The organism is Actinosynnema sp. NPDC023794, assembly GCF_040639675.1.
GTDB lineage: Bacteria > Actinomycetota > Actinomycetes > Mycobacteriales > Pseudonocardiaceae > Actinosynnema > Actinosynnema luteola.
The window spans coordinates 154268-180916 of sequence record NZ_JBFAFR010000003.1; the positions used below are offsets into that span (position 1 = coordinate 154268).

The window sequence follows — 26649 nt, forward strand, 5'->3', positions numbered from 1 at the left end:
CGGCGCGTTCCTCAGCCGAGCGCCGCCGCGACGGCGCGAACGGCCGCGGAGGGCGTGCGGCGCGGGTCCGTGACCAGGAACAAGGTGCTGTCGGGCAGTTCGCGGACGCGCTGGAGCGTGCCCGCGTCCAGCTGCTCGGCGACGGCGACGCGCGGCAGGACGGTCCAGCCCAGGCCGGCCACCGCGCACGACCGCACGGCCTCGATGCTGCCGAACCGGGTGATGCTCGGCGTGGCGGGCAGGTCGCGCACGAACCGGTCGCTGTAGGAGCAGCCCTCTTCCAGCAGGAAGTACCGCTCGTCCAGCACCACGCCGGGCGCGGACACCAGCTCGATCTGCTCCACGCCGATGGCGGTGACCTTCAGGCCCGGCGCGACCAGCGAGTCCTCCAGCACCAGGGCCAGGTCGAGGGTGCCGTTGCGGACGCCGGCCAGGGCCTGGCGGGTGCCGGCGGGCGAGAGGTGCACGGAGATGCCCGGCCAGCGCATCGCGACGTCCGCGACGCGTTGCGGCAGCCGGTAGGCGCAGACCGATTCGGGTGCGGCTATCCGGACGTCGCCCTCCACCGCCGTGCTGCCGCGCACGGCGTCGCGCAGGCGTTGCTCGGCGGTGAGCACCTCGCGGGCGTGCTCGACGGCCTGCCGGCCGGCCTCGGTCAGCCGGGCGCCGCTGGGCAGCCGGTCGAACAGGCGGGCGCCGAGGTGCCGTTCCAGGGCTTTGACCTGACTCGTCACCGTGGATTGCACGAGGTGCAGCTCCGCCGCGGTGGCGGTGAAGCTGCCCGTGCGCGCGAGCACCAGGAGGGTGCGCAGGAGGCGGGTGTCCACCGCATCGACAATACCGATCGGGTCCATCGCAGGGAATCGTTGGACTCGATGGTGGGTGGTGGGAGACGCTGTCCGCATGAACGACGTGCATGAGACGGCAGTGCGGGAACCGGACGTGCTCCGCTACAGCGCTTTCACCACCGACCCCGCCGGCGGCAACCCGGCCGGTGTCGTCCTCGACGCTACCGGCTTGGCCGAGGCGTCGATGTTGGAGATCGCCGCCGAGGTCGGCTACTCCGAGACCGCGTTCCTGTTCCCGCGCGGTGACGGGGCGGAGTTCGACGTGCGGTACTTCAGCCCGTTGGTGGAGGTGCCGTTCTGCGGTCACGCGACCGTGGCGTCGGCGGTCGCGCTGGAGCGGACGGGGACGCTGCGGTTCCACACGCCGGCCGGCCTGGTCGAGATCGCCGCGACGCCGGGGAGGGCGAGCCTGACCAGCGTGCCGACGTCGTCGACGCAGGCTTCGGCGGAGGACGTGGCGGAGGCGTTGCGCGCTCTGGGGTGGTCGGCCGACGACCTCGACCCGCGGTACCCGGCGCACTGGGCGCTCGGCGGGTCGCGGCACCTCGTGCTGGCGGTGCGCACGCGGGAGCGGTTGGCGGCGTTGGAGTACGACTTCGACGCGTTGGGCGACCTGTTGCGGGCCAACGACGCGGTGACCGCGCAGTTGGTGCACCAGCGGAGCGAGGACGTCTTCGACGCGCGCGACCCGTTCCCGGTGGGCGGTGTGGTGGAGGACCCGGCGACCGGGTCGGCCGCGGCGGCGTTCGGCGGCTACCTGCGGGCCATCGGGCGGGTCGACCGGCCGCGGTCGATCACCATCCACCAGGGCGTGGACCTGGGTCGGCCCAGCCTGTTGGAGATCGCGGTCTCGCCCGAGGACCCGCGGGTCACCGTGACCGGGGCGGCGGTGCGGATCCCGGTCACCTCCTGACCCCGGTCACCCCTGGCCCCGGGAGTTTCCGGTCCGGGGTGTCGCCCCCGACCACGCGACGGGGCCGCCGGTCGCTCACTCCGCAGTCGCGACCGGCGGCCCCGAACGGGGTGGGGACGTCCGCCTCGCACCCCTGGCCCGTCACCTGCGCCCGTGGCGCGGGGCGGGACGGGCCGAGTCCGCTTCAGTAGATCTGGCTCGCGTGACGCATCCGCATCTCCTCGATCGCAGGGAACCCCCGCCAACTATGACCGGCGGAAGGGCTGGCGGCTCATGCGAAAGGGGGATAGAAGAGCGTTATGCCCGAGCTCGAGCTACGCCACCTGCGCGCGGTGTGCGCGATAGCGGAAGAAGGCAGCCTCACGAAGGCGGCCTCACGCCTGGGGCTCACGCAACCCGCGATGAGCGCCCAGCTGCGGACCGTCGAACGGATCGTCGGCGGTCGGCTGTTCGACCGGACCCCCGGCGGTTCCACGCCCACGGATCTCGGCAGGCAGGTCGTCGGCACGGCCCGGCTGGTGCTCGACGAGGTCGAGCAGCTGGTCTCGCTCGCCCGTGAGCGGACCCGGGAAGGCAGGGCCGGCCCGTTGGTGGTCGGCGGGGTGCCCACGTTGTTCTTCGGGCACTTCGTGGAGGAGCTGCGCCGGGTGATCCCCTGTTCGGAGGTCCGCACGGAGATCATGCCCGGCGCGTCGGACGTGCTCGAACTGCTGGTGTCGGGACAGGTGCAGCTGGGCGTGATCGACCGGTTCGAAGGGCTGGAGCGGCGGGAGCTGCGCGGGCTGGAGCTGCGGCGGTTGGTGAGCGAGCCGCAGTTCGTGGCGCTGCCGGAGACCGACCCGCTGGTCGTGCAGGACGACGTCGACCTCGCGCAGCTGGCCGACCGGGACTGGGTCGCGCCGCCGGACGAGCTCGTCGGCAACCGGCTGCAGATCTTCACGGTGTGCGCGGCGGCCGGTTTCACGCCCCGGTTCACCCACCACGTGAACGAGGCCGGCACCGCGCGCGGCCTGGTCGCCAACGGGGCGGTGTCGTTCGCGCTGCCCCAGTCGCGCAGCGGGGACGGGATCGTGATCCGGCCGCTGCGCGGCGCGCCGCTGATGGTGGACCTGATGCTGGCCACCCGCCGGGACGGTCCCGCCGCCGGCCTGGCCCACGACGTGTTCGCCGCCGCGGCCCGGGCGTACCGCGCGGTGCTGCCCCGCAATCCCGGGTACGCGAAGTGGTGGGCGGAGCACCCGGAGGCGCACCGGGAGATCGACGCGGCGCTGGTGGCGGGCGGCTAGGCCGGGCCAGGTCGGCCGGACCGGATCGGTCAGGCGCGGACGGCTTCTTCGATGGTGGTGGGCGTGCGGCCGATCAGCTTCTCAAGGTCGGGGCGGACCTCGGCGAGCGCGCCGCGGCTGATGTTGACCTCGATGTCGGCCAGCAGTTCGGCGACGAAGTCCGGCAGCCCGTAGCCCTTCAGCCCGGCGGTGCGGTCGGTCGCGCTCACCTTCTCGTGGGTCGTGCCCGCCAGGGCGGCCAGCTCGTCGAAGCTCCACGCCCGCGGGCCGGTCAGCTCGTAGACCGCGTTCTCGTGACCGGGCGTGCTGAGCACGACGGCGGCGGCCAGCGCCAGGTCGTCCCTGGACGCGCTGGCGATGCGGCCGTCACCCGTGGCGCTGACGATCGGCCCGGGCGCCTGGGGGAGGTAGTTCTCGTGGTACATCCCGTTGCGCAGGAAGGTGAACGGGATGCCGGTCGCGCGGATCGCCTCTTCGGTCGCCTTGTGCACCTTCGCCAGGTCGAGCGGCGAGGTGTCCGCGTCGGTGACGGACGTGTAGACGATGTGCCGCACGCCGGCGTCGACAGCGGCCCGGACGGCCTTCAGGTGCCGCTGGACGCGGATCTCGTCCGGCCCGTCCACCGACACCAGCAACAGCGTCTCCACGCCCGCGAACGTGTCGGCGAGGGGGCCGTCGAAGTCGCCCGGCCGGACCTCGACGCCGAGGCCCTCGGCCTTCTTCGGGTCGCGGACGGAGACGGCGAGCCGGTCGGCCGGGAGGCGGGTGCGGGTGTGCTCGAGGATCAGGGAGCCGAGGTGGCCGGTCGCGCCGGTGATCAAGGTCGTCATGGGGGCAACGCTAGGTCGCACTGCTAACTATTCGTAAGTACCTACCTTGAAGTGTGGTACTTACGAATGAGAAAGTGTGCAGGTAGAGTGCTTGCCATGGAGCTGCGTGGTGACGTATACGACCACAACTGCCCGACGCGGGTGATCGCGAACCACGCCACCGGGCGGTGGGGCAGCCTGGTGCTGGGCAAGCTCCTCGACGACGGCGGCGGCACGAGGAGGTTCAGCGAGTTGCGCCGGGCGGTGACCGGGATCAGCGAGAAGATGCTCGCCCAGACGTTGCAGGCGCTGGAGCGCGACGGGCTGGTGCTCCGCGAGGTCCACCCCGTGATCCCGCCCCGGGTGGACTACTCCCTCACGCCGCTGGGCGCCCACGCGGCGAAGCAGATCAGCGAGTTGTTCGGCTGGATCGAGGAGAACCTGCCGAACTTCCTGGCGGCACAGGAGGAATACGACGCGCGGCGGGCCGAGAACGTGTGACGGGTCACGTCCACACCTCCGACCTGTCGCCGCCCAGTAGCGGAACCTCAGCCGAACGCAACGGGAGCGACCCGCGCAGAGATCCGATGTCTAAGACCAGGCGGAAACCAACAACCGGTGAATTTCCGGTGTGGTTTGCCAGAATGGGAACCATGACGCAGCCCTTCACGGACGATAGTCACCCGGCCAAGCCCTATCCGGGAGCTCGGCCGGGACACTGCTTCGTGCACCTCGACGGCGCCGGCTGGCCGGTCACGCCCGATCCCGGCGCCGATTCCGGGTGGCGGGTCGCCCCGGACGGGCAGGACCTGGACGACTGGCTCGCGGCGCACGGCGAACCGCCGCTCGCGGGCCGGATGCCGGTGTTGGCGTACGGCTCCAACGCCAACCCGGCCAAGGTGACGTGGCTGCGCGAGGAGCTCGGGTTGGCCGGCCCGGCGGTCGTGCTCCGAGCCCGGTGCGACGGGCTCGCCGCCGTGTGGGCCGCGGGACTGCGCAAGACCGACGCCCAGCGACCGGCGACCCTCGCCGCCGCGCCGGGGGTCGAGGAGGAGCACGCGGTGTGGTTCGCCACCGCGGAGCAGCTGCGCGTGCTGGACCGCTGCGAGGGACGAGGGCTGCGGTACCGGCTGGTGCGGGTGCACACGGGTCGGGTGACGTTGTTCAACGGTGGTGTGGTGGATTCGGTGCTCGCCTACACCGGGGCCGGGACGAGGCGGATGCCGCTGCTGGTCAACGGCCGCGCGGTGCGGTGCGCCGACGTGGACCAGCGGGCGGCGCGCAGGCTCGGGGGTCGGCCGGCGGACGGGGACGGGCTGGACGTGACGCCGGTGCACGGCGATCCGTCGCCGGACGACTGGCCGGACCGGCTGTTCGTGTACGGGACGCTCCAGCCGGGGATGGGGGCGTGGCGCCTCGTGGAGCCGTTCGTGAGCGGTGACCCGCTGGCCGCGTCGTTGCCGGGGACGCTGCACGACACCGGTCGGGGTTATCCGGCGTTGCGGCCCGGCGACGGGCCGGGTGTGCCGGGGCACGTGTTGCGGCTCGAACGACCGGAGGACGCCCTGCCGGTGCTGGACGAGTACGAGGGCGACGAGTACCGGCGGGTGCGGGTGACGTTGCCCGACGGGCAGGTGTGCTGGACGTACGTGTGGACGGCCGGCGTGGGCGACATGCCGGTGCTGCCCGGCGGGTGGGCGGCTCGCGGCGAAGGGGCCGGGACGGCCTGATCCGGTCCGCCGCGGGGTTGGTAGGCGTCAATGATGCGCCCGATCCAGTGAATTCCTCGCCGATCCACCCAACCGTCCGGCGGTGGGGTACGTCCTCCTGTTGAGGACCCGTTCCCTAGCCAGGAGGTGGACATGAGGCGACTCGTGGCGCTCGGCGCCCTCGCGGTCGCGCTTGCGGCGTGCGGGACTCCCCGGCAAGCGGCCCAGCAGTCGACCATCGTGGTGCACCCGCCGACGTCCTCGGAGGTGCCGCCCGTTCCCCCCTCTTCGACGCCGGTGACGTCCGCGGCGCCCGCGCCCGCTTCCGGCCGCTGCACGGCGGCCGTGCTGGCGGGCGCCGTGGAGTCGACCGAGGCGGGCGCGGGGAACCGGTACGGGAAGCTCGTGGTGACCAACAACGGCTCCTCGCCGTGCACGGTCAACGGGTACAGCGGGTTGCAGTTGTTGGACGCGGCGGGCAACCCGGTGCCCACCGACCTCCGGCGGACGCCCGACCCCGCTCCGTCACCGGTGGTGCTCACGCCCGGCAAGGCGGCGGCGGCGAACCTGCACTGGACCGTGGTGCCCAGCGGTGACGAGCCGGTCGACCGACCGTGCCAGGCGGAAGCGGCGCGGGCGGCGGCGATCCCGCCCGACGAGACCGAGCCGATGGGCCTGCAGTGGGGCCTGGGTCCGGTGTGCGCCGGGGGGAAGATCGAGATCAGCGCGTTCTACGCTGCCTAGGTGATCGAGTCCAACGTCCCCGGCCACGCCGGCGAGCTCGCGGTCCGCACCTGGCCCAACCTGGACGCCGCCTGGCTCGCCGTCCTCGTGCACGGCTACGGCGAGCACAGCGGCAGATACGCGCACGTCGCCGAGGCGCTGGTGGACGCGGGCGCGTTGGTGGTGGCGTCCGACCTGGTCGGGCACGGCCGGTCCGAGGGCGAGCGGGCGTTGATCGACGACTACGACGGCGTGGTGGCCGACCTGGCCGCCACGGTGAGCTCGGCGTCGTCCGACCTGCCCACCGTGCTGGTCGGGCACGGCGAGGGCGGGCTGGTCGCGGCCCGGTACGCCCAGTCGAACCCGTTGGCGGCGCTGGTGTTGTCGGCGCCGGTGCTCGGCACGTGGGAAGGGCTGGACCGGCTCGGGTCCGAGGACACCGGCGCGCCGCTGGACCCGGAGCTGCTGTCGCGCGACCCGGAGGTCGGCAAGCGGTACGCGTCCGATCCGCTGGTGTGGCACGGGCCGTACAGGCGGGAATCCTTGGAGGCGTTGGAGCGCGCCCTCGACGAGGTGAACTACGGGCCCGCGCTGGAGCAGCTGCCGACGTTGTGGCTGCACGGCGACGCCGACGAGTTGGTGCCGGCGGCGGACACGCGCACGGGCACCGACCGGTTGCGCGGCCTGCTGTTCGAGGAGCGCGTCTACCCCGGCGCGCGGCACGAGGTGTTCAACGAGATCAACTCGGACGAGGTGCTGGCGGACGTGGTGGCGTTCGTGCGCCGGGTGCTCCGGCTGGGCTGAGCACACCCGGAAGACCCGGGCGCGCTCCAGGTCGAGCGACCGGAAGGGGTGGGGCGGCCAACGGGGCGCCGCCCCACCCCGCCACGCTCAGTCGTCGTCATCTCCGGCATAGGCGTCGGCCTCGGCGTGCGCCGATGTCGAACCCGTCCACGCGCCGTCAGGGCTGGACCAGGCATATCCGTCGTGGTAGCCCGCGCTGCCCTCCCACGTGTACGTCAGCACGTAGAACGAACCCGCGCCGTACGGGCCGGCGACCTCGTAGGCCTCGTAGAAGTACGAGCCGCCTTCCCCGTCGGCGCCGGACGCCAAGTCGTGGAGGGTGGCGCCGTCCGCGGTGGCGGACGCGTTGTTCTGGTCGAACTCGACGTCGGCGGACGCGATGCCCGAGGCGCCGATGACGATCGGGAGGGCGAGGGCGCTTGCGGCGACCAGTCGGATGATGCTGCGCATGGTGGAACCTCCTTGGCGTAGATGGCCATGCGCTCACATCGTTACCTCGCACGGCACGCCACCGGTCATCGCCGACCGCATCGTGTGAACGGGGGTTAGAGCGGCGAAAACGGCCTGATCAGCGGACATCACGAGGGGTGGGCGCAAGTCCCTGCTTATGGGTGACATCAGTGGCACCCTCACGCGCCACACGCGTGTCGTGGACAATTCGCGGCGAGATGGTTGGTGAAGACCTGGAGCTGCTGATCACCGCGGTGGTCGCGGCCGACGACGAGCAGCAGGCGCGGGCCGCCTGCTCCGCACTGCTGCGCCAGGTCGGCGGGCGGGTCGTGCGGGCCTCCGACTGCTCCGACGAGGAACCGGGCTGCTGGTCGGTCACGATCAGCCGGGTCAGCGGCGAGCGCGCGACGCAGAACGTGGCCGGCGCGCTGGCCCGCGCGGTGCGCACGTTCGTCCGGCAGCTCGGCGACGAGTTCCCCACGCCGAGGGTCGCCTGCGAGCCGCCGACGGCGTGGACGGTGCTCGACGACCCGGCGCTGCTCGACGGTCTGCTGCCGGGCGCGGAGCGGTTGCTGGTGGAGGCGTGGGCCGGTGGCGACCCCCAGCAGAACAAGCCCCTGGTCGACGACGTGCGACCGGACGAAGCGCCGGCGCCTGAACGGGGGAAGGCGGCCGAGCCGCGGACGGGTTCGCGGCTGTCGTTGCGGGTCGACGTGGCCACCGACCGGTCCGCGGGCGCCGAATGGCAAGCGCGGGCAGTAGCGAGTCGGGTCGCCCGCAGTGGCAAGATCACCCGAGTGGCTCCCCACGGGCACCTACTGAGCGTGCACATCGACCTCGGCTCGAGCGTTAATTCGCCCACTGTCGCGCTACACGACGCGGTGGCGTCGCTGGGCCGTTCGGGGTGGTCCGAGGTCGCGTGGTCCGACGGCTCCGGGTCGATCCGCTGGTCGGCCGCACCGGTGCCGCAGGCGGGGATCGCCGCGTTGGAACTGACAGCGACACCGGACTCGGCATTCGTGTGGACGGTGCCCGACTGAGATCCACATCGCTGACCCGATCGAGTGGATTTCGAATGCCACCCGGTCAGCCGATCTTGCTTGTGAATCGTGAAACTTTAGGTACTACTTTCAACTATAGGAACTCGAGCAGTTTCGCCAGGAGGGGTCGGGATCCGACATGGCCAGCATCGAAGAGGTCCGCGCCGCGATCGCACAGGCCGTCGAGAAGGCGGGCCAGAGCGTGAACGCCCTGCAACAGGCCGCCGACCTGGCCGAGGACGCGCAGGCGCTGCTCAGCACGGCCACCCAGGGCAGCGTCCAGGCCGACGTCGAGCAGGCGAACGCGCGCTTCGCCGAGGTGGTCAGCGGCGTCACCGACCTGCAGAAGCACCTCGGCGCCGGGATCTCCCAGGCCGAGAGCATCAATTCCAGGTTGTGACGTGACCTCGGTAGGCGAGATCAAGCTCGCTCTCGAGCAGAGCTGCGAGTTCCTCAGGGACGCCTACCGCAGCGTTCGGGAGGCCCAGAACGCGTTGGACGAGGCGGTCGGGATCCTCGTCGAGGCGAGCGCCGACCACCACGAGTCCCTGGTGCCCGCCGGGTTCGTGGCGGCGGGAGAGAAGTTCGCCGACGAGTTGGAGCTGATCGTCGGCAGCCTGGAACTGGTCCAACGCCTAGCCGTGGAGCTGTGACGTGAGCAGGCGTGACGAGCGCCGCAAGAGGATCGAGGGCTCCTTCGAGGAGTTCCGCAAGGCGGTCGCCGCCGCGCTGGGCAACGCCTCGCGCGAACACCGCCTCCTCGCCGACGAACGCGCCCGCGACATGTTCGAGGTGATCCTGCGCGGCGACGGCGTCGACCGGGCGCTCGCCGACCCGCTGCTGGCCGACGCGCTGGCCAACCCGCTGTTCGAGCAGCAGCTGGCGAGGGCGTTGATCGACCGGGTCGAGGCGTTCCGCGAGTGGTCCGAACGCGGTCCGGACCAGCTGACCGCGCTGGTCGACGCGGCGGCCGGCGGCCCGGCGTCGTGGCCGCCCGAGACGTGGCTCGGCACACCGGGCACGGCCGACGGCGGTGACGGCGCGCCGGAGCTGTGGCGCATCGGCACCGGCGTGGTGCGCGGCGCGCCCGAGCCGCAGCGGTTCCCGGTGGCGGTGCCGCTGCTGGACCACTCGCACCTGCACGTCTCCTCCACCCACGAGAGCCGGGCCGCGGCCGAGTCGCTGGTGGAATCGCTGCTGCTGCGGGTGCTGAGCCACTTCCAGCCCGGCCTGGTGCACGTGCACGTGTGGGACGTCGGCCAGCTCACCGGCGCGTTGCCCGGCCTGTACCCGTTGACCAGGGCGGGCCTGCTGACCGTGCACGATCCCGCGCGGCTGCACGAGCTGCTCGACGAGCTGTCCGACCACATCCGACGCGTGCACACCGGCGTGCTGACCGAGGGCCACCAGTCGGTGCGGGCGGCGGGCGGGCGGCGCACCGAGCCGTGGCGGGTGGCGGTGCTGTTCGGCAACCGGCAGCCGTTGCGGGAAGAGCACCAGCAGCAGCTGCAACGGGTGGCGCGCAACGGACTGGCGGCCGGCATCCAGCTGTTCATCGTCGACATCCCGGTCACGGTCAACTCGCCGATCGAGACCGTCACGATCGCCGCCGACCAGTCCGCGACGTGCACGATGACCGGCAAGCACGTGACCGTCGCGCTCGACCCGCCGCTGCCCCGCGCGCAGGTGCCCCGCGCGTGCGCGGCGATCGCGGACAAGCGGGAGGAGCGCCGCAACCGGCTCAGCACGTTCGCCGACCTGCTGCCGGAGCGCTTCTGGCGGGAGGACTCGTCCGCCGGCGTGCTCGCCCCGGTGGGGTTCCTGGAGGGCGAGCCGGTGCACGTGGGGCTGGGCGACACGTCGCCGCACGCGTTGATCGGCGGTCCCAGCGGCTCGGGCAAGACGAACTTCCTCTACGCCATGCTCGGCAGCCTCGCCGCCCGGTACGCGCCGGACGAGCTGGAGCTGTACCTGCTGGACTTCAAGGAGGGCGTGTCGTTCGCGCAGTTCGCGCCGGGCCGCAAGGACCCGACGTGGCTGCCGCACGCGCGGCTGGTCGGGGTGAACGTCAACACCGACCGCGAGTTCGGCGTGGCGCTGCTGGCGTTCCTGGCCGACGAGATGCGCAGGCGCGCGGACGCGGCCAAGCGGCACGAGGTCACCAAGCTGGAGCAGCTGCGCGAGGAGGACCCGCTCGGCCACTGGCCGCGGATCGTGGCGGTGATCGACGAGTTCCAGTACCTGTTCGGCGAACGCGACCAGGTCACCGCGCAGGCGACCCAGCTGCTGGAGGACGTGGCGCGGCGCGGCCGGTCGCAGGGCATCCACCTGGTGCTGTCCAGCCAGGACGTGTCCGGCATCGAGGGCTTCTGGGGCAAGTCGGCGATCTTCGAGCAGTTCACCGTGCGCATCGCGCTGCCCAAGGCGCGGCGGGTGCTGGCCGAGCCGCAGAACGACGCCGCGGTGGAGCTGCCGCGCTGGCACGCCGTGGTCAACCACGAGTCGGGCGTGCGGCCGGGCAACGAGGTCGCGCGCATCCCGGACGCCACCGCCAAGGGCACGTTCGACGTCTTGCAGGCCGAGCTGCACGGGCTGCGCCCGCCGGACCTGGCCGAGCCGATCCTGTTCGACGGCAGCAAGGTGCCCGCGTTGCGGGCGCTGCCGGACTTCCGGGCGTTGCGGCCGTTCGACGGCGGCAGCCCCACCGTGCTGCTGGGCCAGGTGATCGACGTGGCGGGCAGCGCGGCGAAGGTGCGGTTCGCCCGCACGCCGGGCCGCAACATCGCGGTGCTCGGCTCGCTGGCCGACGACGCGGCGGGCGTGCTGGGCGGCGCGGCGCTGTCGCTGGCCCGTCAGCACCGGCCGGGCGACGCCCAGTTCACCCTCGCGTGCCTGGCCGAGGACGCCTGGCCGCACGCGCAGCGGCTGGCCAAGCAACTGGGCGAGGAGGGCCACTCCGTCGAGCTGGTCGGCCTGGACGGCATCCGGGCGCTGGTCGACGACACGGCGGCCCGGATCACCGCGAGCATGACCGGCGAGACGGGCGCGCCGCTGCCACCGCACTATCTGGTGGTTTACGCGGTGGACGCGGCGCACACCCTCTTGGAGGCGAAGAACCCGACGACCCGGGCCTCCGGGGTGGACGGCCTGCGGACCGTGCTCAAGCACGGGCCGGAGAACCGCACCCACGTGCTGGGCTGGTGGCGTGGCGCGCAGCGGCTGAAGAACAGCCTGTCGCCGGGCGTCTACGACGACATCGGCGCGTGGATCGCGTTCGACATCCAGGGCAAGGAACTGCTGTCGTTCGGACCGGAGCAGGTCATGGCGTGGTCACCGCGACCGCGGCGCGGCCTGTTCTTCGACCGGTTCGAGCACTCGCGGCCGCAGGTCGTCATCCCGTTCGACACCGGGGAGGAACCATGATCAGCCACGCCTCAGTCGTGCCCGCGCAGCGCACCAGCGGGCACGCCGTGCCGGAGGTCGAGGCGGTCTCGGCGATCGAGCGGTACCGGGAGGTCGTCGCGCTGGCCGGCGAGTCGGCCGAGCGGCTGCGCGCCGCCGACCGGGCCCGGGTGCGGCAGCTGCTGGAGCGGCTGGCCGAGTCGCAGGACCGGATGGCCGAGGTCATCGACCAGGAGAAGCTGGTCAAGCAGGTCGTCGCGGAGCACTGGGAGGCCGTGGTCGGGCTGCTGTGGGACGAGCGGTGGTTCACCATGACCACGGTGCCCGCGCCGGACGAGTCGGTCCCGCCGCGGGACCAGCGCGAGTACAACACCGCGCTGGACCTGGCGTTCCGGGCGTTGGAGGAGTCGCTGCAGAAGCGCGCCCTGTTCCGCTAGGAACCTAGAAGCCCCAGGAGACGGCGACCGTGTCGAAGTCGAGCTCGGCGTCGGCACGGCGGTAGGTGGCCAGGGCGGCGGCGTTGTCCTTCTCGGTGCCGGTCCACACCCCGGTGCAGCCGCGTTCCCCGGCCAACTCGATCAGTCGTCGGATCAGCGCGGACGCGATCCCGCGCCGCCGGTACGCCTCGTCCACTCCCAGCTCGTACAGGAACATCTCCACGCCCTTGTCGGGGTGGATGGTCTCCACCCCGGACACGAACCCGGCCGGCGCGCCGTCGACGTAGGCGATCAGCAGGTGGTGCCGGTCATCGGCCAGGAACGCGCGGGTGGCGTCCTCGCGCGGCACGTCGTCGAACAGGTGCCCCGCGGCCATCACCGCGGCCAACGACGTGATCCGCCGGATGTCCATGCGGGCGAGGGTAGCTCTTGGGTGATGATGCGGTCATGCGCGTTCTGCCCACCCCCGCCGACGTGTCCGCCGCCACCCCCGACCCCATCGCCCGCTGGGCCGCGCAGTCCCTCCTCCCCGGCCGCGGCGGCGCGGCCTGGGCGCACGGCGACGCGGTGGCCGTCCTGGCGCCCGCGCTGTACCGCTTCGACCGCCTCGTGCTCACCGGCCCCGCGGAGGGCGTCTCGGTGCTCCTCAGCGCCCACCTGCGCCCCGGCCTGCGGCCCCTGGTGACGACCGAAGTGGCAGAAGAGCTCGGCCGACCGGTGCTCGGCACGTTCGGCTGGATGGAACGCGCCGGCTCCCTCGACGCCGGCGTCGATGCCCGCTGGCTCACCGAACGGGACGAGGACGACGTCGAGTCGCTGCTGCGCAAGGCGAACCCCGAGTCCTGGGTGCGCCCCGGCGAGCCGGGACCGTCGCGCTGGGCGGGCATCCACGTCGACGACGTGCTGGTTGCGGTCGCGGCGGACGCCTGGCCCTCGCCCCGGGTCGGCTTCGTCGCGGGCGTGGCGACCCACCCCGACCACCGCCGCAGGTCGTTGTCCACGAAGGTCTGCTCGTTCGTCGTGAGCGCGCTGCTGGCCGAGCGCGGCACGTGCGGGCTGATGGTCGACAAGTCCAACCAGGCCGCCATCACCGTTTACCGACGGCTCGGCTTCACCTACCGGAGCGTGACGGCGCTGCGCGACCCAGGTCACACCTGAACGACGGAACAGCACCGCGACACCGCGCTGTTGCACGCGATATGACCTTGCCGAGCACCGCGCGCGAGATCCACCTCGCCTCCCGCCCCGAGGGCTTCCCGACCCGTGAGAACTTCGACCTGGTCGAAGTGCCCCTGCCGGACATCGCCGACGGGCAGCTGCTGGTCCGCAACCTCGTGATGAGCGTGGACCCGTACATGCGCGGCCGGATGAACCCGGGCAAGTCCTACGTGGAGCCGTACGAGGTCGGCGAGGCGCTGACCGGCGGCGCGGTCGGCGAGGTCGTGGCGTCGAACGCGCCCGGCTTCGGAGTCGGCGACACGGTGCTGCACGGCCTCGGCTGGCGCGAGTACGCCGCGGTGGACGCCGCCGACGCGACCAAGGTGGACCCGGGGGCCGCGCCCGTCGGCGCGTACCTCGGCGTGCTGGGGATGCCCGGCATGACGGCGTACGCGGGCCTGCTGGACGTCGCCGCGTTCAAGGAGGGCGACGTGGTGTTCGTGTCCGGCGCGGCGGGCGCGGTCGGCCAGGTCGCGGGCCAGGTGGCCCGGTTGCGCGGCGCCAAGCGCGTGATCGGCAGCGCGGGCAGCGACGCGAAGGTGGAGTACCTGGTGGACGAGCTGGGCTTCGACGCGGCGTTCAACTACAAGGACGGCCCGGTGGCCGACCTGCTCGCCGAGGCCGCGCCGGACGGCATCGACGTGTACTTCGACAACGTCGGCGGCGAGCACCTGGAGGCGGCGATCGCCTCGTTCAACCAGTACGGCCGCGTGGCCATCTGCGGCTCGATCTCGAACTACAACACCACCACCCCCGCGGGCCCCCGCAACCTCGGCCTGGCCGTGGGCAAGCGCCTGTCCCTGCGCGGGTTCATCATCTGGGACCACGAGCACCTGCGCGAGGCGTTCGTGCGGGAGGTCGGCGGCTGGATCGCCTCGGGCGAGCTGCGCTACCGCGAGACCGTGACCGAGGGCCTCGACCGGGCGCCGGAGGCGTTCATCGGAATGCTCCGCGGCGAGAACCTCGGCAAAGCGCTCGTGACCCTGTAGGCGACGGGCTCAACCGCCGTGCCGGGCGAAGACCTCCCGGACCTCGCCCAGCGCGGCGGCCCGCGCGGCTTCGTCGCAGTACCAGTCGGCCCGGCTCTCGACCACCGACTCCGGCGTGAACTCCCGCCCGAACAGGTACGACTCCAGGCAGTACCCGAACCCGGACTCGACCATCGGCTCCAAGCCCTCCGCCGCGCAGTGCGCCAGCAACCCCTCGGCCTCCCGCCACCGCTCGCCGTCGAACCAGAACACCCCGCCCGCGTAGTGGATCGTGCTCCCGGTCGCCTCGTCGACGAGGTTCAGCGACTCGTAGTTCTCCGGACGGTCGCGCACCAAGCGCACCAGGTCCTCGGGCACACCGCGGTAGAGCGACTCCTGGAGCGCGTGATCGCCCTCCGCGTACAGGTTGAGGTCCGACTCGTGGTCGAACGTCAGCAGCAACGCGCGCCCCTCCGGCGTGAAGTACCAGACGGCCGACTGCCCGCCCGAGTCGTTCCACGCGAACCGCTCCGCGCCGTCCACCACCACCGGCGCCACCCCCGCGATCTCGCCGACGATCGCCGCCCGCCGCCGCACCTCGACCAGCGGAGTGGCCGCCAAGCCGTCCCAGATGTCCTCAGTCACGCGCGCAGGCTACCGACCACCACCGACAGCTCCCCCGCGTCACACGAGCTCGCCGTCCGCCGCCACCACACGCCCGTCGTGCACGACCAGCGTGCGCGGCGCGCGATCCATCACGGCGGCCGTCACCGTGTCGCCGGGCACGACCACCAGGTCCGCCCGCGCGCCCTCGGTGAGCCCCAACGCCTTCCCCATCACCGCCGCGCCACCCCGGGTGGCCACGTCCACGCACATCTCGACCAGCTCGTCGCGCCGGAACCCGTTGCGATAAGCCAACTGCCACGTCCGGTCGAGCATGTCGCCGTTGCCGTAGGGCGACCAGTAGTCCCGGATCCCGTCCTGCCCGAGCCCCACCCGCACGCCCGCCCACCGCAACTGCCGCAACGGCAACGGCTCCCGCACGCCCGGCGCGACGGTCGTCACCGCGACGTCGTGCTCGGCCAGCCGGTCCACCAGCTCCGCCCGCCGCTCCTCGTCCACGCTCGACAGCGCGAACGCGTGGCTGATCGTCACCTGCCCCTGCATGCCGAGCGCGCTCACCCGCTCGCAGATCAACTCCACCTGGAACGCGCCCAACGTCCCGGCGTCGTGCAGGTGCACGTCCACCCCGCGCCGGTGCTTCTCCGCCAACCCGAACACGACGTCCAGGTGCCGCACCGGATCCCGGTCGTACCCCGCCGGGTCGAGCCCGCCGACCAGGTCCGCGCCCGCCCGCAGCGCCGCGTCCAGCAGCTCGGCGGTGCCCTTCTCGCGCAGGATGCCGCACTGCGGGAAGGCCACCACCTCGACGTGCGCCCTCCCGGCGTGCGCCTCCCGCGCCGCGAGCACGCCTTCCAGCTTCTCCAGCCCCGAGTCGACGTCCACCTGGGCGTGGCTGCGCACGTGCGTGGCGCCGGACGCGATCGTCCGCCCGAGCGTGTGCGTGGCGCGCTCGGCCACGGACGCCTCCGCCGAGCGCCAGTTGCGCCGGTCGTTGTCGATCAGCCCGGCGAGCCCGTCACCCGCGCTGTGCGGGCGGAACGGCAGCCCCAGCCGGGTGGAGTCGAGGTGCGCGTGCGCGTCGGTGAACGCGGGCAGCAGCACGCCGCCCCGTCCGTCGACCACCGGCACCCCGGGCGGCGGGTCGACGTCCCGGCCGAACGCCGCGACGTGCCCGCCCTCGCAGAGCACGTCGACCAGGGGTGCGCCCGGGGCGTTCGGCCACGGCCGCACGGAACGGATCAGCAGGTCACCGGTCACCAGGCGACGCTAGCCCCGAGACACCGATGTCGCCAGCGAGGAGCTTGCCCGGGTTGAGCACGCCGGTCGGGTCGAGCGTCCGCTTGACCGAGGCCAGCACGTCCAGCCCGAGCCCGCCGATCTCGGCTTCCAGGTACGGGACGTGGTCGGCGCCCACCGCGTGGTGGTGGCTGATCGTGCCGAGCCCGGTGATGGCCTCGCTCGCGGCGGCCTTCGCGACCTGCCACTGCCCGATCGGGTCGGCGGCGTCCCGGGCCGCCAACGCCGTGAAGTACAGCGACGCGCCGGTCTCGTACACGTGCGAGATGTGGCACATGACCACGCATGCGCCCAACGCGTCGACCAACGCCTCCCGCACCGCGGCACGCAGGTCCGACACCTTCGACCAGTGCGTGGCCGTCTCCAACGTCTCGACGCACACGCCGACCTCCATCAACGCGTCCCGCTGACGGGGTCCGTTGAACCGCCCGTGCCGCCACGCCTCGCCGAGCACCTTCCCCAGCGACAAGGCCTTCACGCCCCGCAGCGCCTCCGCCCTCCGCCGCGCGACCTCCCGCTTCGACGCGCCGTGCCACCCGAGGATGAGCATGCACGGCTCCCGCACGCCCCGCGCCTTCAGGTAACCCTTGAGCGCGTTGACCTTCCACCCACCGCCCAGCGCGAGCGACACCACCGTTTCGTCCACATCGGACAGACGTGTCACGTCCGCCGGCACCCGCCGCTGCGCCAACTCCCGCACCAGAGCCGACCCGCGCTCCCACCCGTCCACCACGAAACCCTCGTACCGCTCGACCTCCGGCCGGCGGCGCACCCGCAGCGCGACCTCCGTGATGACCCCGAAGGCGCCCTCGCTCCCGACCACCAACTGCTTCAGGTCCGGCCCGGCGGCCGACGCCGGCGCACCGCCCAACCGCCACTCGCCCACCGGCGTGGCCAGCCGGACGCCTTCCACCATGTCCTCGAACCGACCGTAGCCGGACGACGCCTGACCGGCCGACCTGGTCGCGGCGAACCCGCCGATGGTGGCCCGCTCGTAGGACTGCGGCACGTGCCCGATGGTCAGCCCGTGCGCCGCCAGCAACCGTTCGGCCCGGGGCGCGGGCAACCCCGCCTGGAACACCGCCAACCGGGACACCGGGTCGACCTCGACCAGCTTGTCCAACCGGTTCAGGTCCAGCGCGATCACCGCCGCCTTGTCCCCGCGCAGGGCGTTCACCCCGCCGACCACGGACGTGCCGCCGCCGAACGGCACCACCGCCACGTCGTGCTCGACGCACACCTCCAGCACCTCGACGACCTGCTCGGGCGACGCGGGCAGCACCACCGCGTCCGGCACGGGCAGCTCGCCGTCACCGCGCTGCCGCAACAGGTCCACGTAGGACAGGCCACCGGCGCGCCCCAGCCGCGAGTCGCGGTCCACCCGGACGTGGCCGGGGCCGACGACCTCGCCCAGCGCGGCCCGCGCGGCGGTGCTCAACGCGGACTCCGGCGCCCTCGGCGGCCGGGCCGGCGTGCGGACGTCGCCCAGCCCGGTCCGTTCCCGCAGCCACTTCAGCGCGTGCGGCGGTAGCGAGCCCGCGGTCGTGGTCCACCTGCCCCGGAGGGTGTGGTCGATGTGCTCGGTCACCGCTACAGTGTGACACATGACGTCTCAACGTCACAGTGATGACGCGCTCCTCGACGCGGCCCGCGACTGCGTGGTCGAGGTCGGGGTCCGCCGCACCACGCTGACGGACATCGCCAAGCGCGCCGGCGTGAGCCGGATGACCCTCTACCGCCGGTTCCCGGATGTCGGCACGCTGGTCAGGACCCTCATGACCAGGGAGTTCACCGCTCTGCTCCACCGCGTCGAGGCAACCGGCGACAACGCCAGGCAACGGCTCGTGGCGCAGGCCATCGCGGGCATCCGGCTGCTGGCGGGCGACCCGTTGATGCGGCGGGTGCTCGACCTGGACGCCGAGCTGATGCTGCCGTACCTCGTGCAACGGCTGGGGAGCACGCAGCGGCTGGTCGAGGCGTTCCTGGTCGGCCGGATCGAGGAGGGTCACGCGGACGGCTCGATCCGGCCGGGCTCCACCTCCGCCCAGGCCCGGCTCGTGCTGCTGACCACGCAGTCGCTGGTGCTCTCGATCCGGCCGGCCACCACGGACCTGGACTTCGAGGAACTGCTGGCCGAACTGGCCGCCCACCTGGACGGGGCGCTGTCGTGAACACCTCTTTGAACGCCGGGCGGCGGCGCGCGGACCTCGACCACCTGGCGTCCTCCCCCGTCGACCTGCTCGTCGTCGGCGGTGGCGTGACCGGGGCGGGTGTCGCCCTGGACGCGGCGTCACGCGGGCTGTCGGTGTGCCTGGTGGAGGCGCACGACCTGGCGTTCGGCACGTCCCGCTGGTCGAGCAAGCTGGTCCACGGGGGCCTGCGCTACCTGGCCCAGGGGCAGGTCGGGGTGGCGTACGAGAGCGCGGTGGAGCGGGGCATCCTGATGACCCGCACCGCGCCGCACCTGGTGCGGGCGCTGCCGCAGCTGGTGCCGTTGCACGGCAAGGCGCACGACCCCGTGGTGATGGCCGGTCTGCGTGCGGGCGACGTGCTGCGCCGGATGGCGCGCACACCGTCACGCGTGCTGCCGGGTCCGCGGCGGGTGCCGACCGCGGAGGCGTTGGCCCTGGCCCCCGGTCTGCGGCGGGCGGACCTGCGCGGCGGTCTGCTGAGCTTCGACGGGCAGCTGATCGACGACGCACGCCTGGTCGTGGCCCTGGCCCGGACCGCCGCCGGCTTCGGCGCCCGGATCGTCACCCGCGCCCGCGCCACCTCCCTTTCCGGCCGCGGCGCGCACGTGGTCGACTCGCTCACCGGGGCGTCACTGCACATCGAGGCGCGTGCGGTGGTCAACGCCACCGGCGTGTGGGCGGGCGACCTGGCGCCGGACGTGAGGCTCCGCCCGTCCCGGGGTTCGCACCTGGTGGTGTCCGCGTCGACCGTCGGCCTGTCGAGCACGGCGCTGACCGTCCCGGTCCCGGGGGCCCGCAACCGCTACGCGCTCGTGCTGCCGCAACGTGACGGGCGGGTGTACGTGGGTCTGACCGACGAGCCGGTGGACGGCCCGATCCCGGACGTCCCCACCGTGCCGCAGTCCGATGTGGACTTCCTGCTGGAGGTCGCCTCTTCGGTCCTGGAGCGCGAACTCACCCGTGCCGACGTCCTGGGGGCCTTCGCGGGACTGCGTCCCCTCCTCGACACGGGCGACGGCCCCAGCGCCGAGCTGTCGCGTGGTCACGCCGTGCTGACGAACGACGGCGTGACCACGGTCGTGGGCGGCAAGCTCACCACCTACCGCAGCATGGCCGCCAAAGCCGTCGACGCCACCGCCCTCACCACAATCCGCTCCCGCACCGCGCGGATCCCCTTGGTGGGCGCGGGCCCGACCACCGGCCCGCCGCACCTGGTCGCGCGCTACGGCGCGGAAGCGCCCGAGGTCGCCGAGGTCGGCGAGGTCGCCTGGGCCGTGCGCCACGAGGGAGCCCTGACCGCCGACGACATCCTGGACCGCCGCACCCGAATCGGCCTGGTCCCGACCGACCGCACCGCCGCCGAACCGGCCGTCACCGCCGAGGTGGCCGAGGAACTGGCCGCCCAAACCCCCGCCTGAGCGTTCCACTCGGGGTGCCTGAACGCAGGACACGCGCGCGAGTCCTGCGTTCAGGGTGCGAGAGTCCTACGTTCGGAACACCCGAGTTCAACGCTCAGGACGTGAGCGGGCACGCGAAAGGGGACCTCCGGAGTGGAGGTCCCCCTTGGCGTTCAGGTCACTCGCCGATGATCGGCTTCGCGGCCTTCGGCGGCTCCTCGATCAGGGGCTCGCCCTCCAGCCGCACCTTGCGCTGGTGGTCCTTGCTGTCGCCGCCCTGGCCCGGTGCGCCCATCATCGGCGCGCCCATCATGCCCATGCCGCCCGCGCCACCGGGACGTCCACCGGCCGCGCCCGGCGCACCGGCGGCAGCCGCGCCGCCCGCCGGACCGCCCGACTGGCCGAGCACGCCGGACGAGCCACCGGCCTGGAGGGTGGAACCGCCGGCGCCACCGCCACCGGAACCGCCCGCGAAACCACCACCGCCGCCACCGGCGAAGCCGCCGCCACCACCACCGCCGAAGCCGCCGCCGGCACCACCACCGGCGCCACCGCCGGTGGGCAGGTCGGTCGTCCGGATCGGGGGCACGGTCGGCATGGTCGGCACGGAAGGCGTGCCGGTACCGCTGCCGCTGCCCGTCGCGTAAGTCGTGTCGCGGAACGTGGGCGGCGGGGGCACCTGGCCGGTGCCCGCACCGGAACCGCCCGGCACCCACCGACCCGGCTCCCAGTGACCGCCGCTACCGGAACCACCGGAACCGGAACCGCCGGAACCACCCGAGCCGCCACCGGTGCCGACCGAAGGCGGACGGCTCACCACGGGACCGCTCGGACCGCCCGGGTACGCACGACCTGGCTCCGTCACGCCACCGATGCCCGGCCCGTAGCCCGTGCCCACCCGCGGCGGCTGGCTCACCACGGGACCGATCGGGCTCGGACCGCCGGACGGGATGGTCGACCCACCGCCGCCACCACCGGGGTTGTTCGTGTACCGGTCGTTCGCGCCCCGGTCCATCTCGTTGAGCTGCCGCTCGTCGAGCCCGAGGCCACCCTGCGACAACCGCGGTCCCGAGCCGCCACCGCCACCGCCCTTGTTGGACGACGTCATCGCGGTGATCGCCTGCAGGATCTGCTTGGCGGTCTGGGCGATCTGCGCGACCGACTTGATCAGGTCGATCAGCTTCTTGAGCGAGTTGCCGAGCTTCTGCAGGAAGTCGGCCAGCTTCTTGGCGTAGTTGCACGCCATCTGCACGATGTCCGCGATCGCCGCGCCGATGGCCGCGCCGAAGGTCAGGAACGACGCCGCCAACCACTGGATGATCTTCATGACCATCTCGGACACGGCCTGGCTGATCAGGTCCATGATGGTCTTGCGCACGGTCGCCACCAGCTCGCCCGCGCCCTTGGCGGCGCGCGAGATGCCCTGCGTGGCCTTGGACAGCGTCTCCAGCCCGGCCGCGTGCCGCTTGCTCGCCGCCCGGTACCCGTCGGCCGAACGGCCGCGCCAGGTCCGGGTCTCCTCCACCGACGTGCGCCGGTAGTCCGCGACGATGCCCTCGATCTGCTTGGCCGCGGACGCCCAGCTGTCGGACATCTTCTGGATCGCCTGCGGGTCGCCGAGCAGCGCGTCGAACGGCTCGCGCAGGAAGTCGACGTGCTGCATGGCCCAGCTGAACCCGGCGGACAGGAAGCCCGACAACGGGTTGCTGGCCATGCCGACGATGCCCATGGCGGTGTTCGCCATGCCGAGTCCGGCCTGGACCCAGTCGCCGCGCTCGACCGCCGCGACGGTGCCCTGCACGTCGCTGATCAAGTGCGAGGGGTCACGGCCCTGGGTGGTGGCTTGCCCGCTCATCCCCGTGCCCTTCCGGTGAAGCCGAACGCGTTGTCGAGGTCGACGTTCTCGTAGAGGTCGGCGACCTCCTTGAGGCCCTGGCACATGTCGGCGACGGTTTCCGTGGCCTGGCCGAGGATGTCCTGTGACGAGCCGGCCGTCTTGAGCAGGAACTGCGCCAGGAACGAGCCGAACACGCCGAAGGCGTCGGTCGACAGCGACGGGTCAGCGGTGCTGGTGGCCGAGAGCATCCGCTGCGTCAACTGGTCGACCGTGCCAGCGTGCGCCCGGATCTCCTCCGGGTTCACGTTGAACGAGTCGAACATGGTCATCTACCCCCTGCTCAGGCCATGACATCGGGTGGGTTGGTGAAGTAGTCGTCATCGGGCCTGGTGTCTCGACGCTGGAGTTCGGGCTCCGGTTCCACGGCGTCCGTGCCGTCACCCGAATAGCCGTTGGGCATCTTCGCCTTCACGAACTCCAGCGCGGGGCTGTCACCGACGAACTCCGTCATGATCTCGACGACCTTGCCCGCCGCGGCGCGCTGCGCCTGCGCGACGGCGGTCATGATCGCGCCGGAGATCCGCTCGGGGTCCTCGCCGCGCAACTGCGGGCGCAGGATCAGGTCGGTCAACGCGCCCGAGGCGTTGACCGTGACGGTGATCAGGCCGTCCGGCGACGTCGCGCTACCGCCGACGCCACCGAGCTGCGACTCGGCCTGCGCGGCGTTCCGCTTGGCCTGCTCGATCTTCTCTCCGTACTGCGCGAGCCACTGGTCCGGCTCCATGTTCACCCCTCACGGCAACGGGGCTTGCGGCCCTACTGCGCAATTCGACCCGTCGACACTCGATTCGGTTCCCGGCGACGTATCGTTTCACCGAAACGTGATTTTCAGCGGCACGACCCGCGGATACCGCCGTTCGGCCTATTCTGTGAATTGTTTACTTGCCGTTCTGTTGGGTTTTCGCAACACTTCGTAGCATGAGTCCGGTGCGCCGAGGCCCCGGGCAACCCATCCACAACCGGATCGGGGTGCTTCGGGTCGAACGGGGTTTGACCAGGGCGGGGTTGGCCGCGGCGGTCGAGGTCAACCCCCAGACGATCGGGGCGCTGGAGCGGGGCGACCACTACCCGAGCCTCGACCTGGCGCTGCGGATCTGCGACGTGTTCGGACTGCCGGTCGAGGCGGTGTTCAGCCGCACGCCGTTCGCGCCGCTGTCCACGCAGGTCTACGGCTAGGCACGACCGGTCACGACAGGAGGAGAGCACGTGGCACAGGGAGTGCTGGAGGTCGACCGCGTCTCCAAGCGCTACGGGGAGGTCGTGGCGCTCGACAGGATGACCTTCGACGTGCGCGCGGGCGAGCTGTACGGGTTCGTCGGCAGCAACGGCGCGGGCAAGACCACCGCGATGCGCATCGCGCTCGGCGTGCTGGCCGCGGACTCGGGCGAGGTCAGGTGGAACGGCGCGCCGATCACCTTCGAGACCCGCCGCCGGATCGGCTACATGCCCGAGGAGCGCGGGCTCTACCCCAAGATGAAGGTGCTCGACCAGCTCGTCTACCTGGCCGAGCTGCACGGCCTGTCCACCAACGCCGCGCACCGCTCGGCGGAGGACTGGATCGCCCGCCTCGGCCTGCGCGACCGCCGCGACGACGAGGTGCAGAAGCTGAGCCTCGGCAACCAGCAACGCGTGCAGCTGGCCGCGGCGCTGGTGCACGAGCCGGACGTGCTCGTGCTGGACGAGCCGTTCTCCGGCCTCGACCCGGTCGCGGTGGACGTGATGAGCAACGTGCTGCGCGAGAAGGCGGCGAGTGGCGTGCCGGTGGTGTTCTCCAGCCACCAGCTGGACCTGGTCGAGCGGTTGTGCGACCGGGTGGGCATCGTCCGCAGCGGCACGCTCGTGGCGTCCGGTTCGGTGGACGAGCTGCGCGCCGGCGGTGAGTCGAAGCTGGTCGTGGACGCGCCGCTGGCGCCCGCGGGCTGGGCCGACCACCTGCCGGGCGTGCGTTCGGCGCACACGTCGACCGGCCGCACGGTCCTGGAGGTCACGTCGGACGTGGACGACCAGGCCGTGCTGCGCGCCGCCCTGGACACGGGTCCGGTGCACGAGTTCGCCCGGCAGCGGCCGTCGCTGACCGAGTTGTTCCGCAGCGTGGTGACCGAGGAGTCCGCCGCATGAGCAGCCTCACCCCCCGTCGGGCGGTGTTCCTGGTCTCGCGCCGGGAGTTCCTGGGCAAGGTGCGCACGAAGTCGTTCCTGTGGGGCACGCTGCTGATCGTCGCCCTGCTGGCGGGGTACGTGCTGCTGCAGGCCCTGCTGTTCGACGACGCCGGTCGCGACCGGGTCGCGCTGAGCGGGCAGGCCACCGTGCTCGCGGAGCCGTTGAAGCAGACCGCCCGGTCGTTCGGCCGCGAGGTGGAGACGGTCGACGTGACCGACCTGGCGGCAGCCGAGGAGCAGGTGCGCTCGGGCGACCTGGACGCGCTGATCACCGGCGCTTCGGACGACCTGCGCGTGGTGGTGAAGGAGTCGCTGGGCAACTCCCTGCGCAACTCCCTCGACCTGCTGGTCAAGCAGCAGGTCCTGGACGCGCACTTCGCCGAGGCGGGCGTGGACCCGGCCGAGGTGGCGCGCAACCTGGAACGCGCGAGCGTCGACGTGGTGGCGTTGGAGCAGGAGGACGAGCAGCGCGGCCAGCGGCTGGCGATCGGCCTGGTGATCGCCGGGCTGCTGTACTACTCGCTGCTGGTCTACGGCGCGATGGTGGCGCAGGGCGTGGTGGAGGAGAAGTCCAGCCGCGTGGTGGAGATCCTGCTGGCCACGCTGCGGCCTTGGCAGCTGCTGCTGGGCAAGGTCGTCGGGCTCGGCGCGGTGGGCCTGCTGCAGCTGCTCCTGATCGGCGGCATCGGGCTGGCGCTGGCGTCGTTGTCGGGGGTGCTCGACGTCGCGGGCGTGGCCGGCGGCGCGCTGGCCATCGGCCTGCTGTGGTACGTGCTCGGATTCTTCTTGTACGCCACCGTCTTCGCCGCCGCCGCGTCGTTGGTGTCGCGCCAGGAGGAGCTCCAGTCGGTGCTGATGCCGATCAGCATGTCGATCGTGGTGGCGTTCATGCTGGGGATCAACTTCATGATCACCGACCCGAGCGGGACGACGGTGGCGGTGCTGTCGGTGCTGCCGCCGTTCGCGCCGATCCTGATGCCGGGCCGGATGGCGATGGGCGTCGCGCCGACGTGGCAGGTGCTGCTGGCGATCGCGCTCGCGCTGGCCGCGATCGCGGCGATCACGTGGCTGGGCGGCAAGGTCTACTCGAACGCCGTCCTGCGCACGGGCGCCCGCGTGCGGCTGCGGGACGTGCTGCGGTAGCCCTCCGCGGTGTTCATCCCTTGACGGCCGCGTAGCGCGCGAGTGCTTCCAGGCGCTCGTGCGCGTGGTCCACGATCGGGTCGCGCGGCCGGTGCACGGCCTTGCCCGCCACGTCGCGCAGCTCGGGCACGTACCGGCGCACGTAGTCCCCGTCGGGGTCGAACTTCTCGCCCTGCGTCACGGGGTTGAACACCCGGAAGTACGGGGCCGCGTCCGTGCCGGTGCCGGCCGCCCACTGCCAGCCGTGCTGGTTGGACGCGAGGTCGCCGTCGACCAGGTGGCGCATGAAGTGCCGGGCGCCCCACCACCACGGCAGGTGGAGGTCCTTGACGAGGAAGCTCGCCACGACCATGCGGACCCGGTTGTGCATCCAGCCCTCCTGCCGCAGCTGGCGCATCCCGGCGTCCACGAACGGGTAGCCGGTCCGCCCCTCGCACCACGCGTGGAACCGGTCGCGGTCGTCGTCCAGCGGCATCCGGTCGAACGCGCGGTTGTAGTTGCGGCGCGCCGAATCCGGCCGGTGCCACAGCACGTCGGCGTAGAAGTCGCGCCAGGCGAGCTCGGTGCGGAACGCCTGCGCGCCCGCACCGCGCCCGAGGTCGGCCAGCAACGTCCGGGGGTGCACCACGCCCCACTTCAGGAACGCGGAGAACCTGCTGGTGCCGTCCAGGTCCGGCCGGTCGCGACGGGCCGCGTAGTCGGGCAGCTTCTCGTCGCGGAACGCCTCCCACAGCGCCCGGACGTCCGGCAGCGCCTCCCCCGGCGGCAGGTCGCGCCCGAGGTCCGACCGGATCCACTCCACCGACGACGCGTCGGTCCCGGCGGGCGGGCGGACGCCGTGGTCCAGCCAGGCCTTCAGGAACGGCGAGAACACCCGGTACGGCGTGCCGTCGGCCTTGACGACCCGACCCGGCGTGACCGCGTAGGGCGACCCGGCGCGCACCAGCTCGACCCGCTCCGCCACCGCCGCGTCACGCGTGCGCCCGTACGGGCCGGCGTCCGCGGAGACGTGCACGGACGACGCGCCGACCTCGGCGGCCACCCGCGGCACGACCTCGACCGGATCGCCCTCGACCACGACGAGCCGCCCGTCGAGCTCGGCGTCCAACGACCGCAGGCACCGGTGCAGGAACTCGACCCGCGGCTCGCCGGAGGCCTTCAGCAGCACGGGGTCGAGCACGAACAACGCGAGCGCGCGGGACGCCCGCCCGGCTGCCGCGAGGAGCGCCGGGTGGTCGGCGGTCCGCAGGTCGCGTCGGAACCACACCACGGTCGAGGAGTCCACGAACCGACCCTAGGAGCGCGCCCGACGGCTCGCATGACCAGCCGGTTCA

At 72.5% G+C, this 26649-nt stretch carries 29 protein-coding genes; 18 read left to right on the forward strand and 11 right to left on the reverse strand.

What is annotated here, in order from left to right; translation table 11 throughout:
* Nucleotides 1-11: 11 nt before the first annotated feature.
* On the reverse strand, nucleotides 12-827 hold the full coding sequence (locus AB0H12_RS09235; protein WP_499622005.1) for a LysR family transcriptional regulator: 816 nt from the start codon (nucleotides 825-827) through the stop codon (nucleotides 12-14).
* Nucleotides 828-903: 76 nt separating this feature from the next.
* Here AB0H12_RS09235 and AB0H12_RS09240 point away from each other — a divergent pair, with 76 nt between their 5' ends.
* Both AB0H12_RS09240 and AB0H12_RS09245 read left to right on the forward strand, forming a co-directional pair.
* On the forward strand, nucleotides 904-1761 hold the full coding sequence (locus AB0H12_RS09240) for a PhzF family phenazine biosynthesis protein (RefSeq protein ID WP_499622008.1): 858 nt from the start codon (nucleotides 904-906) through the stop codon (nucleotides 1759-1761).
* 299 nt (nucleotides 1762-2060) lie between these two features.
* A complete protein-coding gene (locus AB0H12_RS09245; protein WP_499622010.1) occupies nucleotides 2061-3047 on the forward strand; it encodes a LysR family transcriptional regulator in 987 nt (328 codons plus the stop codon).
* Nucleotides 3048-3076: 29 nt separating this feature from the next.
* Here the strand turns inward: AB0H12_RS09245 and AB0H12_RS09250 are convergent, their stop codons facing one another.
* Nucleotides 3077-3877, reverse strand: coding sequence for an SDR family oxidoreductase (locus AB0H12_RS09250; RefSeq protein ID WP_499622011.1), 801 nt, complete (start codon nucleotides 3875-3877; stop codon nucleotides 3077-3079).
* Nucleotides 3878-3973: 96 nt separating this feature from the next.
* Between AB0H12_RS09250 and AB0H12_RS09255 the strand changes: the two genes are divergently transcribed.
* The 4 genes from AB0H12_RS09255 to AB0H12_RS09270 all read left to right on the forward strand — a co-directional run bounded on the left by AB0H12_RS09255 (nucleotide 3974) and on the right by AB0H12_RS09270 (nucleotide 7092).
* Nucleotides 3974-4357, forward strand: coding sequence for a winged helix-turn-helix transcriptional regulator (locus AB0H12_RS09255; protein ID WP_499622013.1), 384 nt, complete (start codon nucleotides 3974-3976; stop codon nucleotides 4355-4357).
* 224 nt (nucleotides 4358-4581) lie between these two features.
* Nucleotides 4582-5586, forward strand: coding sequence for a gamma-glutamylcyclotransferase (locus AB0H12_RS09260; protein ID WP_499622014.1), 1005 nt, complete (start codon nucleotides 4582-4584; stop codon nucleotides 5584-5586).
* Between the two features lie 132 nt (nucleotides 5587-5718).
* Nucleotides 5719-6309: a DUF4232 domain-containing protein gene (locus tag AB0H12_RS09265; RefSeq protein WP_499622017.1), complete on the forward strand. Its 591-nt coding sequence runs from the start codon at nucleotides 5719-5721 to the stop codon at nucleotides 6307-6309.
* Nucleotides 6310-7092, forward strand: coding sequence for an alpha/beta fold hydrolase (locus AB0H12_RS09270; RefSeq protein ID WP_499622018.1), 783 nt, complete (start codon nucleotides 6310-6312; stop codon nucleotides 7090-7092).
* 87 nt (nucleotides 7093-7179) lie between these two features.
* Here AB0H12_RS09270 and AB0H12_RS09275 read toward each other — a convergent pair whose 3' ends face one another.
* Nucleotides 7180-7542 carry a hypothetical protein gene (locus AB0H12_RS09275; protein WP_499622019.1) on the reverse strand — a complete coding sequence of 121 codons (363 nt, stop codon included), beginning with the start codon at nucleotides 7540-7542 and terminating at the stop codon, nucleotides 7180-7182.
* Between the two features lie 218 nt (nucleotides 7543-7760).
* On the opposite strand from AB0H12_RS09275, the gene AB0H12_RS09280 reads away from it, so the two are divergent.
* The 5 genes from AB0H12_RS09280 to AB0H12_RS09300 all read left to right on the forward strand — a co-directional run bounded on the left by AB0H12_RS09280 (nucleotide 7761) and on the right by AB0H12_RS09300 (nucleotide 12421).
* Entirely contained in the window at nucleotides 7761-8582 is an 822-nt protein-coding gene (locus tag AB0H12_RS09280; RefSeq protein WP_499622022.1) for a hypothetical protein, read from the forward strand.
* A 139-nt stretch (nucleotides 8583-8721) separates the two neighbouring features.
* Nucleotides 8722-8982, forward strand: coding sequence for a hypothetical protein (locus AB0H12_RS09285; RefSeq protein WP_141979330.1), 261 nt, complete (start codon nucleotides 8722-8724; stop codon nucleotides 8980-8982).
* 1 nt (nucleotide 8983) lies between these two features.
* On the forward strand, nucleotides 8984-9235 hold the full coding sequence (locus AB0H12_RS09290; protein WP_230569867.1) for a hypothetical protein: 252 nt from the start codon (nucleotides 8984-8986) through the stop codon (nucleotides 9233-9235).
* 1 nt (nucleotide 9236) lies between these two features.
* Complete coding sequence (locus tag AB0H12_RS09295; protein WP_499622024.1) at nucleotides 9237-12005, forward strand: FtsK/SpoIIIE domain-containing protein; 2769 nt, start codon at nucleotides 9237-9239, stop codon at nucleotides 12003-12005.
* The gene (locus AB0H12_RS09300) at nucleotides 12002-12421 is read left to right on the forward strand and encodes a hypothetical protein (RefSeq protein WP_499622026.1); all 420 of its coding nucleotides are present in this window, start codon (nucleotides 12002-12004) and stop codon (nucleotides 12419-12421) included. The genes AB0H12_RS09295 and AB0H12_RS09300 overlap by 4 nt, the downstream gene beginning before the upstream one ends.
* Before the next feature lie 4 nt (nucleotides 12422-12425).
* On the opposite strand, the gene AB0H12_RS09305 is transcribed toward AB0H12_RS09300, so the two are convergent.
* Nucleotides 12426-12833: a GNAT family N-acetyltransferase gene (locus AB0H12_RS09305; protein ID WP_499622029.1), complete on the reverse strand. Its 408-nt coding sequence runs from the start codon at nucleotides 12831-12833 to the stop codon at nucleotides 12426-12428.
* A gap of 35 nt (nucleotides 12834-12868) precedes the next feature.
* On the opposite strand from AB0H12_RS09305, the gene AB0H12_RS09310 reads away from it, so the two are divergent.
* Nucleotides 12869-13579 carry a GNAT family N-acetyltransferase gene (locus AB0H12_RS09310; RefSeq protein WP_499622030.1) on the forward strand — a complete coding sequence of 237 codons (711 nt, stop codon included), beginning with the start codon at nucleotides 12869-12871 and terminating at the stop codon, nucleotides 13577-13579.
* 41 nt (nucleotides 13580-13620) lie between these two features.
* The gene (locus tag AB0H12_RS09315) at nucleotides 13621-14628 is read left to right on the forward strand and encodes an NADP-dependent oxidoreductase (protein ID WP_499622032.1); all 1008 of its coding nucleotides are present in this window, start codon (nucleotides 13621-13623) and stop codon (nucleotides 14626-14628) included.
* 9 nt (nucleotides 14629-14637) lie between these two features.
* On the opposite strand, the gene AB0H12_RS09320 is transcribed toward AB0H12_RS09315, so the two are convergent.
* The 3 genes from AB0H12_RS09320 to AB0H12_RS09330 are packed head-to-tail and all read right to left on the reverse strand — an operon-like array spanning nucleotide 14638 to nucleotide 18115.
* On the reverse strand, nucleotides 14638-15252 hold the full coding sequence (locus AB0H12_RS09320; protein ID WP_499622035.1) for a hypothetical protein: 615 nt from the start codon (nucleotides 15250-15252) through the stop codon (nucleotides 14638-14640).
* A gap of 39 nt (nucleotides 15253-15291) precedes the next feature.
* On the reverse strand, nucleotides 15292-16488 hold the full coding sequence (locus AB0H12_RS09325; RefSeq protein WP_499622036.1) for an amidohydrolase: 1197 nt from the start codon (nucleotides 16486-16488) through the stop codon (nucleotides 15292-15294).
* A complete protein-coding gene (locus AB0H12_RS09330; RefSeq protein WP_499622038.1) occupies nucleotides 16478-18115 on the reverse strand; it encodes an FAD-binding oxidoreductase in 1638 nt (545 codons plus the stop codon). Before AB0H12_RS09330 ends, AB0H12_RS09325 begins: the two co-directional genes overlap by 11 nt.
* Before the next feature lie 16 nt (nucleotides 18116-18131).
* On the opposite strand from AB0H12_RS09330, the gene AB0H12_RS09335 reads away from it, so the two are divergent.
* Nucleotides 18132-18698, forward strand: a complete 567-nt coding sequence (locus AB0H12_RS09335; protein WP_499622040.1) for a TetR/AcrR family transcriptional regulator — start codon at nucleotides 18132-18134, stop codon at nucleotides 18696-18698.
* The gene (locus AB0H12_RS09340) at nucleotides 18695-20137 is read left to right on the forward strand and encodes a glycerol-3-phosphate dehydrogenase/oxidase (RefSeq protein ID WP_499622043.1); all 1443 of its coding nucleotides are present in this window, start codon (nucleotides 18695-18697) and stop codon (nucleotides 20135-20137) included. Before AB0H12_RS09335 ends, AB0H12_RS09340 begins: the two co-directional genes overlap by 4 nt.
* A 157-nt stretch (nucleotides 20138-20294) precedes the next feature.
* On the opposite strand, the gene AB0H12_RS09345 is transcribed toward AB0H12_RS09340, so the two are convergent.
* From AB0H12_RS09345 to AB0H12_RS09355, 3 genes are read right to left on the reverse strand one after another with little or no spacing between them, the layout of a single operon-like run.
* On the reverse strand, nucleotides 20295-21971 hold the full coding sequence (locus tag AB0H12_RS09345; RefSeq protein WP_499622045.1) for a WXG100 family type VII secretion target: 1677 nt from the start codon (nucleotides 21969-21971) through the stop codon (nucleotides 20295-20297).
* Nucleotides 21968-22282 (reverse strand): type VII secretion target, encoded by a 315-nt coding sequence (locus AB0H12_RS09350; protein WP_499622047.1) that lies wholly within the window; start codon nucleotides 22280-22282, stop codon nucleotides 21968-21970. Before AB0H12_RS09350 ends, AB0H12_RS09345 begins: the two co-directional genes overlap by 4 nt.
* Nucleotides 22283-22293: 11 nt before the next feature.
* A complete protein-coding gene (locus AB0H12_RS09355) occupies nucleotides 22294-22737 on the reverse strand; it encodes a YbaB/EbfC family nucleoid-associated protein (protein ID WP_499622050.1) in 444 nt (147 codons plus the stop codon).
* A 194-nt stretch (nucleotides 22738-22931) separates the two neighbouring features.
* Here AB0H12_RS09355 and AB0H12_RS09360 point away from each other — a divergent pair, with 194 nt between their 5' ends.
* From AB0H12_RS09360 to AB0H12_RS09370, 3 genes are read left to right on the forward strand one after another with little or no spacing between them, the layout of a single operon-like run.
* Nucleotides 22932-23189 carry a helix-turn-helix transcriptional regulator gene (locus AB0H12_RS09360; protein WP_499622052.1) on the forward strand — a complete coding sequence of 86 codons (258 nt, stop codon included), beginning with the start codon at nucleotides 22932-22934 and terminating at the stop codon, nucleotides 23187-23189.
* 30 nt (nucleotides 23190-23219) lie between these two features.
* Nucleotides 23220-24131 (forward strand): ABC transporter ATP-binding protein, encoded by a 912-nt coding sequence (locus tag AB0H12_RS09365; protein WP_499622055.1) that lies wholly within the window; start codon nucleotides 23220-23222, stop codon nucleotides 24129-24131.
* Nucleotides 24128-25315, forward strand: coding sequence for an ABC transporter permease (locus tag AB0H12_RS09370; protein ID WP_499622057.1), 1188 nt, complete (start codon nucleotides 24128-24130; stop codon nucleotides 25313-25315). The genes AB0H12_RS09365 and AB0H12_RS09370 overlap by 4 nt, the downstream gene beginning before the upstream one ends.
* Nucleotides 25316-25328: 13 nt before the next feature.
* Here the strand turns inward: AB0H12_RS09370 and AB0H12_RS09375 are convergent, their stop codons facing one another.
* Nucleotides 25329-26600 carry a cryptochrome/photolyase family protein gene (locus AB0H12_RS09375; RefSeq protein WP_499622059.1) on the reverse strand — a complete coding sequence of 424 codons (1272 nt, stop codon included), beginning with the start codon at nucleotides 26598-26600 and terminating at the stop codon, nucleotides 25329-25331.
* Nucleotides 26601-26649: the final 49 nt, after the last annotated feature.

Bases quoted from the DNA above. Each gene is read 5' to 3' on its own strand.
- AB0H12_RS09315 (WP_499622032.1), top strand. From the start codon at position 13,621: ATGACCTTGCCGAGCACCGCGCGCGAGATCCACCTCGCCTCCCGCCCC.
- AB0H12_RS09335 (WP_499622040.1), top strand. From the start codon at position 18,132: ATGACGTCTCAACGTCACAGTGATGACGCGCTCCTCGACGCGGCCCGC.
- AB0H12_RS09305 (WP_499622029.1), bottom strand. From the start codon at position 12,833: ATGGACATCCGGCGGATCACGTCGTTGGCCGCGGTGATGGCCGCGGGG.
- AB0H12_RS09240 (WP_499622008.1), top strand. From the start codon at position 904: ATGAACGACGTGCATGAGACGGCAGTGCGGGAACCGGACGTGCTCCGC.
- AB0H12_RS09370 (WP_499622057.1), top strand. From the start codon at position 24,128: ATGAGCAGCCTCACCCCCCGTCGGGCGGTGTTCCTGGTCTCGCGCCGG.
- AB0H12_RS09255 (WP_499622013.1), top strand. From the start codon at position 3,974: ATGGAGCTGCGTGGTGACGTATACGACCACAACTGCCCGACGCGGGTG.
- AB0H12_RS09355 (WP_499622050.1), bottom strand. From the start codon at position 22,737: ATGGAGCCGGACCAGTGGCTCGCGCAGTACGGAGAGAAGATCGAGCAG.
- AB0H12_RS09245 (WP_499622010.1), top strand. From the start codon at position 2,061: ATGCCCGAGCTCGAGCTACGCCACCTGCGCGCGGTGTGCGCGATAGCG.
- AB0H12_RS09250 (WP_499622011.1), bottom strand. From the start codon at position 3,877: ATGACGACCTTGATCACCGGCGCGACCGGCCACCTCGGCTCCCTGATC.
- AB0H12_RS09350 (WP_499622047.1), bottom strand. From the start codon at position 22,282: ATGACCATGTTCGACTCGTTCAACGTGAACCCGGAGGAGATCCGGGCG.
- AB0H12_RS09345 (WP_499622045.1), bottom strand. From the start codon at position 21,971: ATGAGCGGGCAAGCCACCACCCAGGGCCGTGACCCCTCGCACTTGATC.
- AB0H12_RS09285 (WP_141979330.1), top strand. From the start codon at position 8,722: ATGGCCAGCATCGAAGAGGTCCGCGCCGCGATCGCACAGGCCGTCGAG.
- AB0H12_RS09310 (WP_499622030.1), top strand. From the start codon at position 12,869: ATGCGCGTTCTGCCCACCCCCGCCGACGTGTCCGCCGCCACCCCCGAC.
- AB0H12_RS09280 (WP_499622022.1), top strand. From the start codon at position 7,761: ATGGTTGGTGAAGACCTGGAGCTGCTGATCACCGCGGTGGTCGCGGCC.
- AB0H12_RS09275 (WP_499622019.1), bottom strand. From the start codon at position 7,542: ATGCGCAGCATCATCCGACTGGTCGCCGCAAGCGCCCTCGCCCTCCCG.
- AB0H12_RS09360 (WP_499622052.1), top strand. From the start codon at position 22,932: ATGAGTCCGGTGCGCCGAGGCCCCGGGCAACCCATCCACAACCGGATC.
- AB0H12_RS09300 (WP_499622026.1), top strand. From the start codon at position 12,002: ATGATCAGCCACGCCTCAGTCGTGCCCGCGCAGCGCACCAGCGGGCAC.
- AB0H12_RS09265 (WP_499622017.1), top strand. From the start codon at position 5,719: ATGAGGCGACTCGTGGCGCTCGGCGCCCTCGCGGTCGCGCTTGCGGCG.